18 protein-coding genes and 4 tRNA genes are annotated in these 16851 nt (G+C 50.2%); 3 read left to right on the top strand and 19 right to left on the bottom strand.

From position 1 onward, the window contains the following. Positions 1-21 precede the first annotated feature (21 nt). From rplS to ffh, 5 genes are all read right to left on the bottom strand, one after another. Positions 22-369: a 50S ribosomal protein L19 gene (rplS, locus tag ABRZ26_RS18260; RefSeq protein ID WP_048637765.1), complete on the bottom strand. Its 348-nt coding sequence runs from the start codon at positions 367-369 to the stop codon at positions 22-24. 63 nt (positions 370-432) lie between these two features. Continuing rightward, positions 433-1188: a tRNA (guanosine(37)-N1)-methyltransferase TrmD gene (gene trmD / locus ABRZ26_RS18255; RefSeq protein WP_319605548.1), complete on the bottom strand. Its 756-nt coding sequence runs from the start codon at positions 1186-1188 to the stop codon at positions 433-435. A gap of 38 nt (positions 1189-1226) precedes the next feature. Beyond that, a complete protein-coding gene (gene rimM / locus ABRZ26_RS18250; RefSeq protein WP_319605547.1) occupies positions 1227-1775 on the bottom strand; it encodes a ribosome maturation factor RimM in 549 nt (182 codons plus the stop codon). Positions 1776-1793: 18 nt separating this feature from the next. Further along, on the bottom strand, positions 1794-2042 hold the full coding sequence (rpsP, locus tag ABRZ26_RS18245) for a 30S ribosomal protein S16 (RefSeq protein ID WP_048637762.1): 249 nt from the start codon (positions 2040-2042) through the stop codon (positions 1794-1796). Positions 2043-2197: 155 nt separating this feature from the next. Then, entirely contained in the window at positions 2198-3559 is a 1362-nt protein-coding gene (ffh, locus tag ABRZ26_RS18240) for a signal recognition particle protein (RefSeq protein WP_319605546.1), read from the bottom strand. A gap of 171 nt (positions 3560-3730) precedes the next feature. On the opposite strand from ffh, the gene ABRZ26_RS18235 reads away from it, so the two are divergent. Continuing rightward, positions 3731-4525, top strand: coding sequence for a cytochrome C assembly family protein (locus ABRZ26_RS18235; protein ID WP_319605545.1), 795 nt, complete (start codon positions 3731-3733; stop codon positions 4523-4525). 60 nt (positions 4526-4585) lie between these two features. Here ABRZ26_RS18235 and luxS read toward each other — a convergent pair whose 3' ends face one another. The 13 genes from luxS to pncC form a co-directional block, all read right to left on the bottom strand. Continuing rightward, positions 4586-5101, bottom strand: coding sequence for an S-ribosylhomocysteine lyase (gene luxS, locus ABRZ26_RS18230; RefSeq protein WP_319605544.1), 516 nt, complete (start codon positions 5099-5101; stop codon positions 4586-4588). Positions 5102-5255: 154 nt separating this feature from the next. Beyond that, positions 5256-6809 carry a glutamate--cysteine ligase gene (gshA, locus tag ABRZ26_RS18225; RefSeq protein WP_319605543.1) on the bottom strand — a complete coding sequence of 518 codons (1554 nt, stop codon included), beginning with the start codon at positions 6807-6809 and terminating at the stop codon, positions 5256-5258. 78 nt (positions 6810-6887) lie between these two features. After that, on the bottom strand, positions 6888-7316 hold the full coding sequence (locus tag ABRZ26_RS18220; protein ID WP_319605542.1) for a YqaA family protein: 429 nt from the start codon (positions 7314-7316) through the stop codon (positions 6888-6890). Next, positions 7313-7879, bottom strand: a complete 567-nt coding sequence (gene yqaB / locus ABRZ26_RS18215; protein ID WP_319605563.1) for a fructose-1-phosphate/6-phosphogluconate phosphatase — start codon at positions 7877-7879, stop codon at positions 7313-7315. The genes ABRZ26_RS18220 and yqaB overlap by 4 nt, the downstream gene beginning before the upstream one ends. A gap of 360 nt (positions 7880-8239) precedes the next feature. After that, a tRNA-Arg gene (locus ABRZ26_RS18210) sits at positions 8240-8316 on the bottom strand. A 72-nt stretch (positions 8317-8388) separates the two neighbouring features. Continuing rightward, a tRNA-Arg gene (locus tag ABRZ26_RS18205) sits at positions 8389-8465 on the bottom strand. Between the two features lie 217 nt (positions 8466-8682). Beyond that, positions 8683-8759 (bottom strand) — tRNA-Arg (locus ABRZ26_RS18200). Between the two features lie 8 nt (positions 8760-8767). Further along, positions 8768-8860 (bottom strand) — tRNA-Ser (locus tag ABRZ26_RS18195). A 305-nt stretch (positions 8861-9165) separates the two neighbouring features. Continuing rightward, a complete protein-coding gene (gene csrA / locus ABRZ26_RS18190; protein ID WP_048637755.1) occupies positions 9166-9351 on the bottom strand; it encodes a carbon storage regulator CsrA in 186 nt (61 codons plus the stop codon). A gap of 320 nt (positions 9352-9671) precedes the next feature. Next, positions 9672-12299 (bottom strand): alanine--tRNA ligase, encoded by a 2628-nt coding sequence (alaS, locus tag ABRZ26_RS18185; RefSeq protein WP_319605541.1) that lies wholly within the window; start codon positions 12297-12299, stop codon positions 9672-9674. 137 nt (positions 12300-12436) lie between these two features. Beyond that, positions 12437-12925 (bottom strand): recombination regulator RecX, encoded by a 489-nt coding sequence (gene recX / locus ABRZ26_RS18180; RefSeq protein ID WP_319605540.1) that lies wholly within the window; start codon positions 12923-12925, stop codon positions 12437-12439. Between the two features lie 45 nt (positions 12926-12970). Continuing rightward, entirely contained in the window at positions 12971-14041 is a 1071-nt protein-coding gene (gene recA, locus ABRZ26_RS18175; protein ID WP_319605539.1) for a recombinase RecA, read from the bottom strand. 105 nt (positions 14042-14146) lie between these two features. Then, on the bottom strand, positions 14147-14641 hold the full coding sequence (gene pncC, locus ABRZ26_RS18170) for a nicotinamide-nucleotide amidase (RefSeq protein WP_319605538.1): 495 nt from the start codon (positions 14639-14641) through the stop codon (positions 14147-14149). Between the two features lie 210 nt (positions 14642-14851). On the opposite strand from pncC, the gene ABRZ26_RS18165 reads away from it, so the two are divergent. Then, positions 14852-15346 carry an SRPBCC family protein gene (locus tag ABRZ26_RS18165; RefSeq protein WP_330521097.1) on the top strand — a complete coding sequence of 165 codons (495 nt, stop codon included), beginning with the start codon at positions 14852-14854 and terminating at the stop codon, positions 15344-15346. A gap of 103 nt (positions 15347-15449) precedes the next feature. Further along, positions 15450-16124 carry a MarC family NAAT transporter gene (locus ABRZ26_RS18160; protein ID WP_319605537.1) on the top strand — a complete coding sequence of 225 codons (675 nt, stop codon included), beginning with the start codon at positions 15450-15452 and terminating at the stop codon, positions 16122-16124. A 173-nt stretch (positions 16125-16297) separates the two neighbouring features. Here ABRZ26_RS18160 and ABRZ26_RS18155 read toward each other — a convergent pair whose 3' ends face one another. Beyond that, complete coding sequence (locus ABRZ26_RS18155) at positions 16298-16849, bottom strand: nucleotidyltransferase family protein (RefSeq protein WP_319605536.1); 552 nt, start codon at positions 16847-16849, stop codon at positions 16298-16300. Positions 16850-16851 lie beyond the last annotated feature (2 nt).

The raw sequence follows: 16851 nt of genomic DNA, 5'->3' as shown, positions 1-16851 counted from the left end.
GGATGTTGCGAAAGCGCTATCTTAGTTAAGACGCTCTTTAATACGGGCAGACTTACCAGTGCGTTCACGCAGATAGTACAATTTGGCTTTACGTACGGCGCCACGACGTTTAACAGTAATGCTATCCACTACTGGAGAATGTGTCTGGAAAACACGTTCTACACCTTCGCCGTTGGAAATCTTGCGAACAGTGAATGCAGAATGCAGACCGCGGTTACGAATAGCGATAACCACGCCCTCGAATGCCTGCAGACGTTTTTTGCTACCTTCAACAACCCATACCTTCACTTCTACGGTATCACCCGGACGAAATGCAGGTACGTCCTGCTTCATCTGTTCTTGTTCAATTTGCTTAATAATGTTGCTCATAATATGTCTCTTACCCTAGGTAAACTGATATCTGGGTTCGTCTGGTCTCGCCAAAACGACCACCTAATACTTTTGCTGCTCAGACTGATATTCCTTCTGGAACTCAGCCAGCAACGTTGCTTGCTCGTCAGTCAGAGCTAGGCTTTTCAGAAGTTCAGGTCTTCTAAGCCAGGTTCGGCCCAGCGACTGCTTCAAACGCCAGCGACGTATTTCAGCATGGTTGCCTGACAGTAAAACTGGCGGAACATCCATACCGGCCAACACTTCAGGACGAGTAAAATGAGGGCAATCCAACAATCCATCAGCGAAAGAGTCTTCTTCTGCTGAGGCCTGATGACCCAGAACACCCGGTATAAACCGGGAAACAGAGTCAATCAGGGTCATTGCCGGGAGCTCCCCACCGCTGAGAACGTAATCGCCGATTGACCATTCTTCGTCAATTTCGGTTTTAATTACGCGCTCATCGATTCCCTCGTACCGACCACAAACCAGGATCATTTTCTGATTCGTCGCGAGTTGGCGCACGCCTTCCTGATCTAATTTACGACCCTGAGGCGATAAATAAATCACTTTGGCACCTTCGCCTGCCGCTTCTTTTGCCGCATGAATCGCATCCCGCAAGGGTTGCACCATCATCAGCATACCGGGACCGCCGCCATAAGGGCGATCGTCCACGGTGCGATGCCGATCGTAAGCGAAGTCTCTCGGACTCCAGTACTGTACGTTCAGCAGGCCATTTTTAACTGCCCGGCCAGTGACTCCGTAGTCAGTAATTGCGCGGAACATCTCTGGAAACAGGCTAATAACCCCAATCCACATAGTCTCGTTCCACTTCGTACTACCGGTCAATTCAGAGTTCAAAAACCAGGATCCCAATCTACTTCAATAGTTTGAGCAGAAAGGTCAACATGCTTGACAACCTGTTCAGAGAGGAACGGAACCAACCGCTCCTTGACCCCAAAGGCATCTTTCAGGTTAGCCCTTACCACCATCACGTCATTTGAACCGGTTTCCATCATATCGATGACTTTCCCCAGTTGATAACCTGCTACGGTCACGACCTGACAGCCAATAAGATCTTTCCAGTAATAATCACCTTCATCCAGCGCGGGCAACTGCGACGAATCGACGTTAATCTCGCAATTAGTCAGTAGATTTGCCGCATCACGATCGTCAACACCTTTGATCTTGATGATCAGATCCTGATTGTGATGTTTCCAGCTTTCAATCTCGACAAGCTGCCAACCACTTTTTGTCTGGATAAACCAAGGTTGATAATCAAAAATGCTCTCGGCATCTTCGGTGGATGAAAACACTCTGAGCCAACCTCGGATGCCATAAGTAGACCCCATCTTACCCAAGATAATCGGGTTAGCGGGTCCCGTCGGGCTGAGTTGCTTGCTCATTGTCACCACCGCAACAGATTATGCTGCTTTTTTAGCGTCTTTGATCAGCGAAGTTACGCGATCAGAAACAGTTGCGCCCAGACCGACCCAATGTTCGATACGATCCAGATCCAAACGCAGCGCTTCTGCCTGACCGGTTGCGATCGGGTTGAAGAAGCCTACGCGCTCAATGAAGCGACCATCGCGCGCATTGCGGCTATCGGTCACGACAACTTGATAAAACGGGCGTTTTTTAGCGCCGCCACGTGCCAAACGAATTGTTACCATAACATCCTCTTTAGTGAATAAAACAACCGGGCCCCATCGAGGAACGGGGCCCAGTGTCATATAAAAAGCCCCAAAATTTTACTCATTTTGGCGCAAAAAGCAATCTAAAGCGTATAAGCTTGCGAGACTTTGTCTATTCGCCGGGTTTTCCGCGCTTAACGTCCCGGAAATCCTGGCGGCATCATACCTTTCATGCCACGCATCATTTTCGCCAGACCGCCATTTTTCATTTTCTTCATCATCCGTTGCATATCATCGAACTGTTTGAGCAGTCGATTGACATCCTGAACCTGCATCCCCGACCCCATCGCGATTCGACGTTTGCGCGAACCTTTAATGATTTCAGGTTTTGCCCGCTCTTTATGCGTCATGGAGTTAATAATCGCTTCCATACGCACCAGAACTTTGTCATCCATCTGCGACTTAACATTATCGGGCAACTGGCCCATACCCGGCATCTTACTCATCATGCTGGCCATACCGCCCATGTTGCGCATCTGCTTCAACTGTTCCAGAAAATCGGTCAGATCGAAGCCGTCGCCTTTTTTCAGCTTCTTGGCCAGTTTCTCAGCCTGCGTGCGGTCAACCTTGCTTTCAATATCCTCGATAAGGGAAATCACATCTCCCATGCCAAGAATACGGGAAGCCACGCGCTCGGGATAAAATGGCTCAAGCGCTTCCGTTTTTTCGCCTACGCCGAGGAATTTGATTGGTTTGCCGGTAATATGGCGGATAGACAACGCCGCGCCGCCGCGGGCGTCGCCGTCAATTTTGGTCAGGATCACGCCGGTCAACGGCAGCGCTTCATTAAAGGCTTTGGCCGTATTCGCCGCATCCTGCCCGGTCATGGCGTCAACGACAAACAGGGTTTCCACCGGATTAATCGCCGCGTGAACCTGTTTGATTTCGTCCATCATGGCCTCATCGACATGAAGACGACCGGCGGTATCGACCAACAACACATCATAGAATTTCAGCTTGGCGTGCTGAAGCGCCCGATTGACGATATCGAGCGGCTTTTCCTGGGCGTCTGAGGGGAAAAAATCGACCCCGACGCTTTGCGCTAGCGTTTCCAACTGTTTGATGGCCGCCGGCCGATAGACGTCGGCAGAAACCACCAGTACTTTTTTCTTTTGTTTTTCTTTAAGAAACTTGCCCAACTTACCAATGCTGGTGGTTTTACCCGCCCCTTGCAGGCCGGCCATCAAGACCACGGCCGGCGGTTGAGCGGCAAGGTTCAGCTCCGCGTTAACCTCGCCCATGGCGCTGACCAGTTCATTTTTAACGATCTTGACGAACTCTTGCCCTGGGGTCAGGCTCTTATTGACTTCGTGGCCGACAGCCCGCTCTTTTACCCGGTTAATAAAATCCCGCACCACGGGTAAGGCGACGTCAGCTTCGAGTAACGCCATACGAACTTCACGCAGCGTTTCTTTTATATTGTCTTCAGTCAACCGCCCGCGGCCGCTGATATTGCGCAATGTGCGCGATAGTCGATCGGTTAAATTTTCAAACATATCTCATGCTCAATGTAAGACAAAGCCGCTACCGCGACGCGAATGGAACGGATTATAACACGAAAGCCGCGGCGATCTCTGCGCCGCGGATGGAGAACAGTTGGTGCCTATCACGACTAACGCTATACTGACTGCTCACTTTACTCAGTTGATAGTTAATAACCTACTCGTATGTCTGTTTTCGCTATTGTCGCTTTGGTCGCCTACACACTAAGCCTTGGACTGATTATTCCCGGTCTGCTGCGCAAGAACAGTGCATATCGTCGGCTGGCAATACTTTCGGCCAGCGTTGCGCTTATCTGTCATGCGGTAGCGCTTTATCAACGTATTTTTGATGTCCAGGCCGGACAAAATCTCAGCCTGTTGAATATCGGCTCCCTTGTCAGCCTGATTATCTGCACCGTGATGACCATCGTGGCTTCACGCAATCGCGGATGGTTCCTGCTGCCCATTGTGTATACTTTTGCGCTCATCAACCTGGCGTTTGCCAGCTTTATGCCTGGCGAATTCATTACGCATCTGGAAACGACGCCGGGGCTGTTGTTCCATATCGGCCTGGCGCTATTCTCCTATGCGACGCTGATCATCGCCGCGCTCTATGCGCTACAGCTGGTATGGCTCGATTATTTGTTAAAAAATAAAAAGCTGCGCTTTACTGCCGATATGCCGCCGTTGATGAGCATCGAGCGTAAGATGTTCCACATCACCCAGGTTGGCGTGGTCCTTCTGACCCTGACGCTGTGTACGGGGTTGTTCTATATGGATGACCTGATCAACAACAAAGAGAATCTGCACAAGGCAATCTTTTCGTTGTTTGCCTGGTTCATCTATATCCTGCTGCTGTGGGGACACTACCACGAAGGGTGGCGCGGACGCCGCGTGGTCTGGTTCAGCCTGGTTGGCGCGCTGCTACTGACATTGTCCTACTTCGGCAGCCGGGTGATACAGCATTTCGTGGCCGCCTGACGACGGTCTAGCATCAGATAAAAAAGAGAGCCGTAACAGCTCTCTTTTTTATTTTGCCGATCAGATATGTAGTTCCGACAGCTTCTCTTTCGGCAACGCCAGTTCATCATTATGGTTGATGCCGATATCGCGATCCAGAATATGCCGGGCAATCTCCTGGGCTTCGGCCAGCGAATGCAGTTCATACGAACCGCACTGATATTCGTTAAGCTCAGGGATTTTACGCTGGTCGGTCACTTTCAGCACATCGGCCATAGCGGCTTTCCAGGCATCGGCGACACGCTGCTCATCAGGCGTGCCGATTAAGCTCATATAGAAGCCGGTACGACAGCCCATTGGGGAAATATCAACGATCTCTACGCCATCGCCATTCAGATGATCGCGCATAAAACCGGCAAACAAATGCTCCAGCGTATGAATCCCTCGTTCCGGCATCACTTCGATATTCGGGCGGCAAAAACGCAGGTCAAATACCGTGATTGTATCGCCATGAGGGGTTTTCATGGTTTTGGCAACCCGGACAGCGGGCGCAGCCATACGAGTATGATCTACAGTAAAACTATCTAGTAATGGCATCAGGCCACCTCCTCATAGAAAAAATTCATTTTTTCTCATTTCCGGGAACTTTTCTTTTTCATGCAAGTCTGAATACTTGAAAGACGCGCATTTATCATCATCATCCCTATTCGAGATGTTCATTTGGCCACATTGATATGTGGCCTTTTCTTTTTTATTGCGCCGCCAGGTACGCTTCAAAACTTATCTTATCATCTGCTTCGATCTGCCGCTGACGTCGCCATGAGCGTTCACTTTCCGCCGCCAGCTGTTCTTCTGTCAATATCTGCAACGGTTCATCGCACAGCATCTTACGATATTCTTCCGCCAGATGAAGTCCGACCCCGCGATTACCGCCCTCTTTCATCAAGTTCAGCAAGCGACCAGAGAAGGTGCTTTCCGGATCGTCAAAACCAATAATCAGTTCATCGCAAACCTGCTGATAATAGGGCTGAGCGTTGCCGTTATCCAAAACTTCCGCAACTCGACGTAAATCGTTAAACAATGATTTCCCGACCTTGGCAATAGCATGCTGCGCTGTTTCACAGCCCATGCCGATCGTCTGCCCCGGTTTACGGCCTTCCAGTATCACCCGATTCCAGTTTTTACGCGTGCATAACAGTTCATCCGCACTCATCTCCGGCGCGTCCGCCAATGCGCACCAGATCAGGAATAAATCGAGGAAACGCACCTGACTGGCATCAACCCCGGTAGGCGAGAAAGGATTGATATCCAGCGAACGCACTTCAATATATTCAATCCCGCCGCGCAACAAGGCATCAGAGGGCGATTCACCGGCCCGGGTCACACGTTTCGGCCTGATTGGTGCATAAAGCTCATTCTCAATCTGCAATACGTTGGTGTTTAATTGCAGGTAGCGCCCCGCTTTCTTCATCCCAATCTTCGCATACTCTTCCGAAGGGGTTTTGATCGCCTGTTTCAGCGCCGCCACATAGGTGTTCAAATCGTTAAACGTAATGCCCAAATTGCTTTGTGACTTATTAGTGTAGCCGAGATCGCTCAGGCGCAGAGATGTTGCATAGGGCAGATAGCACAATCCCTTCTCGGTACGTTCAAATGGCAGCGACGTTTCGGCGCCTTGCAGGAAGGAAGAACAAATAGCGGGTGACGCGCCGAACAAATACGGAATGACCCAGCCAAAGCGGTAGTAATTTCGGATCAGGCGAAAATATCCGGCGGAAACTTCCGCTTTACCGCTTTCCATATCGCTGACGCCGGCTCGGGCTTGCCAGAATGACACCGGCAATGAAAAGTTATAGTGTACGCCGGAAATCGTCTGCATCAGCGCGCCATAGCGATTCTTCAGCCCTTCACGATAAAGAGTTTTAAACCGCCCGATATTGGATGAGCCATATTGCGCCAGTTCGATATCTTGTTCATTAGCGATAAAGCACGGCATACTCAATGGCCACATCAGTTCGTCGCCCAAATTACGAGCGACGTGACGATGAATATCGCGCAAAAATGCCAGCAGATGATCGACATCTTTATCGACCGGCGTAATGAACTCTAACAATGCTTCAGCAAAATCCGTGGTAATCCATGGATGTGTTAATGCCGCACCTAATTTCTCTGGATGACTGGTTGCGGCAAGCTGTCCATCTGCCATAACGCGCAAAGTTTCGCGTTCAATTCCACGCTGGATACAGTTCACTGCCTGAGGATTATTTTCCAGCCAGGAAAGAGCCTGTGATATATCCGGGATCAAATCGACCTCCCGATGTTAAATGTAATGTTTGTAAGCATAATTGAAACTTGATGGACCGCACCAGACCTCATTTTCCGGTTAAGACCACCATGCGATGCCTTGTAAGGTTATCCCTGTCAGGACGATATAGCGCAGCGCTTTGCCAATACAAATAAAAATCGCCGAGCTCATCCAAGGCATGCGTAACCAACCCGCCAATACACACAACAAATCGCCAACTACCGGAACCCAGCTAAATAACAATGCAGCCGAACCGTAACGCTGCAACCAGCGTACAGCCAGACCATATCCCATCTGTTGTTTTGGTTGAGGTAGCAAGCGCCCTATTAAAACATTGGTTAATCCGCCCAGGGTATTCCCCACCGTTGCGACCATAATCAGCAAAAAGGGTCTGGCGCTTTCAGAAACCAACAAAGAAACCAGCACGACTTCCGAACTGCCGGGCAACAACGTCGCACTCAGTAGGCTACTCCAGAAGAGAGAAAAAGCGGCCCATAACTCACTCACCGTTTACGAACATCGACCACGGCCATTTTTGCCCTTACGGCAGCTTCAATGCCATAATCCGCATCTTCAAATACCACGCAGTTTTCCGGCGCGACGGCGATCAATTCGGCGCAACGTAAAAAGGTATCGGGAAAAGGCTTATGATTATCTACGTCATCCGCCCCTACGATAGCATCAAAATAATCGCGTAAACCAAGGTGGTTCAGGAGCTTGTCAGCCAGACCATGGGTACTCCCGGTGCCAACCGCCATCGGACGGCGTCCCCGATAGTCTTTAACGATATCGATCAACGGCAACGGTTTTACCGTATCCAATAACATCTCCTCCACCACCGCCGCTTTTTCGGCCGCCAGTTGGTAGGGGTCGATATCAACCTGATGACGACTAATAATAGCCTGAGCAATTCGCCAGGTGGGCGAACCGTTAAGCGCGGTCATCGCAGCGGCATCATAGTTAACCCCATATCCCGCCAGCACTTGCTGCCATGCTTTCTGATGCGTGGGTTCCGTATCGAGGATGGTGCCGTCCATATCAAAGATCAGCCCTTGATAGCGATCGTACATCATGACTCCATGATCACTGAAAAAAGAGAGATCTACTTTAGCGTAAAGTGAAAACATTGTCGCTCACTCAATAACCATATAAGAATCATGCCATTAGCCGTGCAGATAATAGTTTTGCCGCACGAATGCCGTGAACGCCACGCGGCATCACGCAAAATAGGGAGTTAATAACACAGGTAAGTGTAATACACACAAGCCGGTAGGCCGGACAGATGGCGCAGAATATGCGGACGCTTGAAATGTTTAAGCGATGTACAACAAGATTAACGCAGAAGAAAAATGTAACCGTTCGATACAGAAGTGAAAAAAGGAAGAAGAAGATATAGACCAGACGAGGCGTGCTGCTGTTCCGATTAAAGATGGTGCATCCGGGAGGATTCGAACCTCCGACCGCTCGGTTCGTAGCCGAGTACTCTATCCAGCTGAGCTACGGATGCATCGGAATGAAAACGTCTGTTTAGTGAATCAGCGCATGGCGGTTAAGCCAGATAACCCAAGGTATTCAAGAATGGTGCATCCGGGAGGATTCGAACCTCCGACCGCTCGGTTCGTAGCCGAGTACTCTATCCAGCTGAGCTACGGATGCATTAATAATTCTTTGTATAGCGTAGTGTTTGCTTGTCACTATCGGCATCAGGGATACCGTTTATTACCTGCCATTTATAATATGGTGCATCCGGGAGGATGACTCGGCAAAGCCTCGCCCTTCGGGCCGTTGCTAAAGCAACGTTATCCTCCCTTGTCATGATATGCCGCTAAAAGCGAAACAGATCAGACTGGGTTGCTGCCATTCCAACTTAGTATGGTGCATCCGGGAGGATTCGAACCTCCGACCGCTCGGTTCGTAGCCGAGTACTCTATCCAGCTGAGCTACGGATGCAAAATAAATGGCGGTGAGGGAGGGATTCGAACCCTCGATGCAGCTTTTGACCGCATACTCCCTTAGCAGGGGAGCGCCTTCAGCCTCTCGGCCACCTCACCAAACCTTACCTGCGATTGTCATCAGATGTTTCTTGCTGACCCTCACCGGTACTGCGTGGCGCACATATTACTTTCCCGGTCTTATAAGTCAAATACTTTTTCCCAAGTTATGTTTGTTTGCGCAATTCGCACCCAAGACGAGCAGATTCACAGCAAAAAGGGCATTTTATCAACAGAAAAACAGACGCTTATCTTGTCGTAAGAAAAGATAATCAAAAGCGCCAGGGCGTATTGATAAACATGCGAAGAGGGAAAAACACGGGAAAGCGACAATAGCGTCTCGTTTCCGCGAGACGCTTTGTCAATCAATAGGATGTCGGTTGCGATTTTTCTGCCTGAATTCGCTGATAGATTTCTTCACGGTGGACAGAAACATCTTTAGGAGCGTTAACACCAATACGCACCTGATTGCCTTTTACCCCTAGTACGGTAACCGTTACCTCATCGCCGATCATGAGGGTTTCGCCAACTCGACGAGTCAAAATAAGCATTCTTTGCTCCTTGAAAGATTATAAAGAGTCGGGTCTCTCTGTCTCCCCGTCATCATCCATCATGTGCCGTGAAAACGTAAACCTAGATGGAGGATATCACCCTCGCCATCTCACTCATAGTTTGTCGCTACTGTTAGTTTAGTCGATATAAGTAGCTTGTGCCTTTGTTATCACAACAAGACTTGCAAGCCGATTCAACTTCCTAACATCGAAAGTAGCCTCGTATTCATCTTGCTTGCCGGAAGCCTTTTCGGCAAGACAAAAACGCCAAAACCAATGAAGTTATGGCGTTTTGTTAGGATAACACTCTGATTTAATATTTATAGCTTATCAGCCACCCAAGGTTCAATGCTGGCCAATGCTGCGGGTAACGCGGCGATATCGCTGCCGCCGGCCTGCGCCATATCAGGGCGCCCGCCGCCTTTACCGCCTACCTGCTGAGCGACAAAGCCAATCAACTCGCCGGCCTTCACGCGATCGGTCAGATCTTTCGTGACGCCGGAGATGAGACTGACCTTACCTTCCGCCGTCGTTGCCAGCACAATAATGGCCGATCCTAATTGGTTTTTCAGATCGTCCACCATGGTGCGGAGCATTTTAGGCTCAACATTGTCCAACTGAGTGACCAGCAGTTTCGCACCGTTAATCTCTTTCGCTTTGCCTGAAAGCGAGGAGCTTTCCTGCGCGGCCTGCTGTGCCTTCAACTGTTGGAGCTCTTTTTCCAGCAGACGAGTACGCTCAAGTACAGACCGTACCTTATCAACCAGATTATTACTATCACCTTTTAGAAGCTGAGTGACATCCTGTAGGACGTCGCTCTGGCGGTGCAACGCAGACAGCGCGTTTTCCCCGGTAACCGCTTCAATACGACGGATGCCGGCCGCCGTACCGGACTCGGAGACGATCTGGAACAGGCCGATATCCCCCGTACGACCAGCGTGAGTCCCGCCGCACAGTTCGATGGAAAAATCACCCATGGTAAGAACCCGGACGTGATCTTCATACTTCTCGCCAAAGAGCGCCATCGCCCCTTTTTCCCTGGCATCCGACAACGCCATTACCTCGGTCTGTACGGCCAGGTTACGGCGAATCTGCGCATTGACGATATCTTCCACCTGGCGAATCTGCTCCGGCTTCATCGCTTCCGCGTGCGAGAAGTCGAAACGCAGGTAGCTGTCATTAACCAGAGAGCCTTTCTGAGCGACATGATCGCCCAAAACCTGACGCAACGCGGCATGCAACAAGTGAGTAGCGGAATGATTCAGACGAATGCGATTACGGCGTTCGTTATCAATAACCGCTTCCACGCTGTCACCGACCTTCAGCGTCCCCTGAACCAGCTTACCGATATGACCGATGGCCTGCCCGTATTTCTGTGCATCCTCAACGGCAAAGTTAACGTTGGCGCCTTTTAATTCGCCCCGATCGCCTACCTGACCGCCGGACTCGGCATAAAATGGCGTTTCATTCAGAATAACAATGGCCTCCTGGTCCGCGTTAATCTGATCAACCGCGTTGCCATTATGGTAAAGCGCGATGATTTTCGCCTGTTGCTGGTTTTGTTCATAGCCGGAGAACGGCGTCTTCACATCGACGCGCACAAGATTATTGTAATCGACCCCAAAGCCACTGGCCTCGCGCGCGCGCGCGCGCTGCGCATCCATGGCGCGCTCAAACCCTTCTTCATCGACTTTCAGACCACGTTCACGACAAACATCGGCCGTCAGGTCAAGCGGGAAACCATAGGTATCATACAGACGGAAAGCGGTTTCTCCGTCCAGCGTATCCCCTTTCAGCGCTTTGATTTCTTCATCCAGCAGGGCCAGGCCGCGCTCCAGCGTACGAGCGAACTGCTCTTCTTCCGTCTTCAGCGCTTGCTCAACCATCGTCTGCTGGCGCTTTAATTCATCAGCGGCGGAGCCCATCACTTCAATCAGCGGAGCGACCAGCTTATAGAAGAACGTATCGGTCGCGCCAAGCATATTGCCATGTCGAATCGCTCTGCGAATGATACGACGCAGAACGTAACCCCGGTTTTCATTTGACGGCATCACGCCATCGGAAATCAGGAACGCGCAAGAACGGATATGGTCGGCAATAACGCGTAGCGACTTGTTGTCCAGGTCAGTTGTTCCCACCGCTTTGGCAACGGCGGCGATCAGCGTTTTGAACAAATCAATTTCATAGTTGGAGTTCACGTGTTGCAACACCGCGGAAATACGCTCTAAACCCATGCCGGTATCCACGGAGGGCTTGGGTAGCGGCAGCAATGTGCCATCGGCCTGACGGTTGAACTGCATAAAGACGAGGTTCCAGATTTCTATATAACGATCGCCATCCTCGTCCGGACTTCCCGGCGGCCCTCCCGCGATATGCTCGCCGTGGTCGTAGAAAATCTCGCTACACGGGCCGCAAGGGCCGGTGTCGCCCATCTGCCAGAAGTTATCTGAAGCATAGGGCGCGCCCTTATTATCCCCAATGCGGATAATACGTTCATGAGGAACGCCGATTTCGTTGGCCCAAATGTCATAGGCTTCATCATCGGTGGCGTATACCGTTACCCACAATTTCTCTTTCGGCAGATTAAACCATTTGGGATCTGTCAGCAGTTCCCATGCATTGTGGATAGCATCGCGCTTAAAATAATCGCCGAAGCTGAAGTTACCCAACATTTCAAAGAAGGTATGGTGACGAGCGGTATAGCCGACGTTTTCCAAGTCATTATGTTTACCCCCGGCGCGCACGCAGCGTTGCGACGTAGTCGCCCGTGAGTAACTACGTTTATCCAGCCCAAGAAACACGTCTTTAAACTGGTTCATACCCGCGTTGGTGAATAGCAATGTTGGATCGTTATTCGGCACCAGAGAGCTGCTAGCAACAATCTGATGTCCCTTACTGTGGAAAAAATCGAGAAACGCTTGACGGATCTCAGCGGTGCTCTTGCTCATAATTGTCCTGGAATCAAACTAAAAGAACAGATCGTGGGCAAGGTTAGTGCAGCATGCTGACGCTACCGTGCAACTCACGAACAAAAAGTGGGAATAAGATAAATTTTCTTCGATGGGAAGTAAAATCCCGTATGCACTCAATCTGAAAAATTAGTGTAAATGGAGTTGATTTCTTCATGGGAAAAGCCGCGATATTGCAAATATCGTTGAAGTTTTGCTTTTTCTTTCCATTCGACAGGCAGGAGAGGCCCGAATTTTCTTTCTGCTGCGACTTTAGCCAGTTCGAACCAGTCAATATCACATTCGTTTAATGCAACAGCGATCGTCGTCTTATCGATGCCCTTCTGACCTAACTCTGCTTTGATACGCTGGGCGCCATAGCCTTTACGACTACGGCTACCGATATAACGACGAGCATAGCGCTCATCATCCAGCCAGCCGTGCTCCGTACAATAAGCGATAGCAGATTCGATTTCCTCCACAGCAGCGCCGTCCGCCATTTCATCACTCTCTGGCTCCGCAGTGATCGCTTTTTGCAAATACGCCGCAAGCTTGCGGCGTATTTCAACTTCACTATGGTCGCGGACGGAAAGCACATTCATCGCATAACGTAATGGTTTACTCATTCACAAATCCGATGAACACCGTTGCGGTAAACAACTTAACCAACTTTAAAACTCTTTATCGCCTTCGCCGACGGCGACTTCATCAAAAGCATCGCCATCAATCGCCGGGGATAAATCGCTGCTCTTATGCAGCAGCATTCCACGCAGTTTTTTATCCAGTTCATCCGCAATAGCAGGATTTTCCTTCAGATAATTGCACGCATTGGCTTTACCCTGTCCAATCTTGTCGCCGTTGTAGCTGTACCAGGCGCCCGCTTTCTCAATCAGCTTATGCTTAACGCCCAGATCGACAAGCTCGCCGTAGATGTTAATCCCTTCACCGTACAAAATCTGGAATTCGGCCTGTTTAAAAGGCGCGGCCACTTTGTTTTTCACGACCTTAACGCGGGTTTCGCTACCGACGACTTCGTCGCCGTCTTTGATCGAACCTATACGGCGAATGTCCAAACGAACCGACGCGTAGAATTTCAGCGCGTTACCCCCCGTCGTCGTTTCCGGGTTACCGAACATCACGCCAATCTTCATACGAATCTGGTTGATGAAAATCAACAGCGTATTGGCCTGTTTCAGGTTGCCGGCTAATTTACGCATCGCCTGGCTCATCATACGCGCAGCCAGTCCCATGTGCGAATCACCGATCTCACCTTCGATTTCAGCTTTCGGCGTCAATGCGGCGACGGAGTCGACAATGATGACGTCAACCGCGCCGGAGCGTGTCAGCGCGTCGCAGATCTCCAACGCCTGCTCGCCGGTATCCGGCTGAGAACACAGCAGATTATCGATATCGACGCCCAGTTTCTTGGCGTAAATCGGATCCAGCGCGTGCTCCGCGTCAATAAAGGCGCAGGTTTTGCCTTCACGCTGAGCCGCTGCAATCACCTGCAACGTCAGCGTTGTTTTACCCGAGGACTCCGGGCCGTAAATCTCGACGATGCGTCCCATCGGCAAACCGCCGGCTCCTAATGCAATATCAAGAGACAGGGAGCCGGTAGAAATGGTTTCAACATCCATTGAGCGATCTTCGCCCAAACGCATGATAGAACCTTTACCAAATTGTTTTTCAATCTGACCCAGCGCTGCTGCCAGTGCCTTTTGTTTGTTCTCATCAATAGCCATTTCTGCTCCTGTCATACGGCGTAAAGCTGTCTCTCTACCGGCCGTTTAGTCATGGATTACCGAGTAATTGTCGACATTATACTGTATACGCATACAGCATCAAGATTATTTTTGCAGAAACTCATCCAATAGCGTTTGCAACGCAAAATGGACCGACTGCAAACGCACGGCGTGCCTGTCTCCGCTGAATAACGCTTTGCGCGTAAAGGCCCGCCCCTGGTTATCAGTAAATCCGAACCAGACGGTGCCGACGGGTTTTTCATCCGTTCCGCCATCCGGCCCGGCGATACCGCTGACAGAGACGGCGAAATCCGCCCCGGCGACGGTCAACGCGCCGGCGGCCATTTCCCGCACGACCTCCGAACTTACGGCGCCGTAGTCAGCCAACGTCTTTTCATTCACACCGACCAGCACCTGTTTGGCCTGATTACTGTAGGTGACAAACCCGTAATCAAACCAGCCGGAGCTACCGGCCACATCGGTGATGGCTTTCGCCAGCCATCCGCCGGTACAGGACTCCGCGCAGGTCATCTTGGCGCCGCGGGCCTTCAGCCGATCGCCGACCAGACCGCTTAATCGTGAAATATCAGTTTCCGTCATTGCTCCATCATCCTAATCAGGCATAGATAAGTGAGGGTAACACTTTTCCCCGGAGAAAGAGGTCTTGCCATCAGAGTTGCGAACCCCATTGCAGGAAAATCGCGCATGTTGCATAGACCTCATGCCGTCTTCCGACTTTGCTTAATGGTCAATATTAGTCACAATGGCGTTAAAGATGCTCTACGGACCAAAAATTCATTAGGAGGACTCTTGTTAAGACCGCCTTTTCTAAAAAATATCGGGGGTAGCGGCAATAGCGGCTCGGATGAAATTCGTAGCAGCATTACGATTAATCGACCTGCTGAAACGTTGTTTGCGCTCTGGCGCAAGCCTGAAACGCTGCCGATTCTGATGAATCATTTCGCCACCATCGATATTCTCAACCATACCGACTCACGCTGGCGTGTGAATACCCCCTTCGGCGCGCTCATTGACTGGCGGGCGAGAATTGTTGATGAAAAACCGGGGGAATATATCTATTGGCGTTCTCTGGAAGGCGCCCGCATCCCCAATGAAGGCAGACTATCATTCAAACCCGCCCAGCCTGGCCTGGGAACCGAAGTGACATTGATGATTCGCTTTGATCCTCCCGGTGGTTTGCTGGGGAAAAAAATCAGCCAGATGTTTGATATTTTCTCCAAAGACATGCTGACAAAAACGCTCCGCCGCTTTAAAACCCTGGCGGAAAATGACGAGACAGCCTGAAAAAAACAACTGCAATTGCAGTAAGATAGCGCCAGACCATCTTTACCTTAAAAAGGAAACTTGCAGGCCAGCCTTGCATTGTTCATAGCCAACAGGAGATTAAATGCTGGAGTTAATTCAGACAATCGGAGTGGGTTTAGTATTAATTTTACCTCTCGCCAACCCTCTGACAACAGTGGCGCTGTTCCTCGGGCTGGCCGGGAGTATGAGCTACCGCGAACGGAACAAACAGATATTTCAAGCATCCCTGTATGTTTTCATCATTATGACCGTCGCCTTTTATAGCGGGCAACTGGTCATGAATACTTTCGGAATTTCTATTCCCGGATTGCGCATCGCTGGCGGACTGATCGTTGCCTTTATCGGCTTTCGCATGCTGTTTCCGCAGCAGCAGCCAGAGAACTCGCCTGAAGTGGCAAGTAAAGCCGATGAAATCCATAACAGCGAATCCTCCAGCGCGGTCAATATCGCCTTCGTTCCGTTGGCGATGCCCAGCACCGCAGGCCCAGGTACCATCGCGCTTATCATCAGCTCCGCATCACAAATCAAGAGCGGTTTAGATATTACGCCATGGGTGCTTACGGTCGCGCCGGTGCTGACGTTTCTGATTGTCAGCCTGATTTTGTGGTTGAGCCTGAAAAGCTCAGGATTCATCATGCGGCTTGTCGGCAAAAGCGGTATCGAGGCCATTTCCCGCCTGATGGGTTTTCTGTTGGTGTGCATGGGCGTTCAGTTCATCATCAATGGCACATTAGAGATTGCCACAAAGATTCATTAATGCATGAACCGACGCCCCGGCATTAAGGGCTTCTTGTCCTTCCTGCGCTGTACGGGGCGAGCCGCCCCATGATATCCGAATTCAAGCGGCGGATTAGCGTATGAACACATCATCGCGCGGCAATCATCCGGTGCCGTTATTTTCAATCATTGAACGGCGGAGAAAGATCTTATCTACCCTTTCTCATGCACAATTAAATCAGGCCACGTCTCAAGCCAGCCCTTACTATTTATTCGCTGGTTAAACGCTTCAAAACTGCTCTTCACGTTAAATGTAATTGTTTTGTTGAATAGACGCTCAAGACCGAACGGCGCAATAAATTGAATATCGTCATTTATCCATCTTACAGCGACGGCCGTCTCGATCTCAGGCCAGTATGACATGGCTTCCAGCGTGCTGTTATATTGCGTTTTCTTTAACTTACCGTGCATTCTCGCCTGATTTTTTACCGAAAAACCAAGCGACGCGTTTGTTAATGCGCGTAGTTGCGATTCATAAAATAAATCCGCTGACTTATCCGTCTGTTCTGCATCGTAATAAATAACATCGATATCATTCAATGGGGTGGAATATGAATAACGATGTAATTTATCCCAGACCAAATTACGGATAAACCCGGCGGCGACCCAACAATCAGAAAGGGTTAACGAGGATACGGCCTTGATGACGTCAAGTCTCATTTCATCTTGCATTAGCCATAATCTAATTTGCGCTTCATAATCCACCT

Source organism: Brenneria sp. L4-2C (genome assembly GCF_040240335.1).
Lineage (GTDB): Bacteria > Pseudomonadota > Gammaproteobacteria > Enterobacterales > Enterobacteriaceae > Brenneria.
This window is presented reverse-complemented; position numbering and strand designations above follow the sequence as displayed.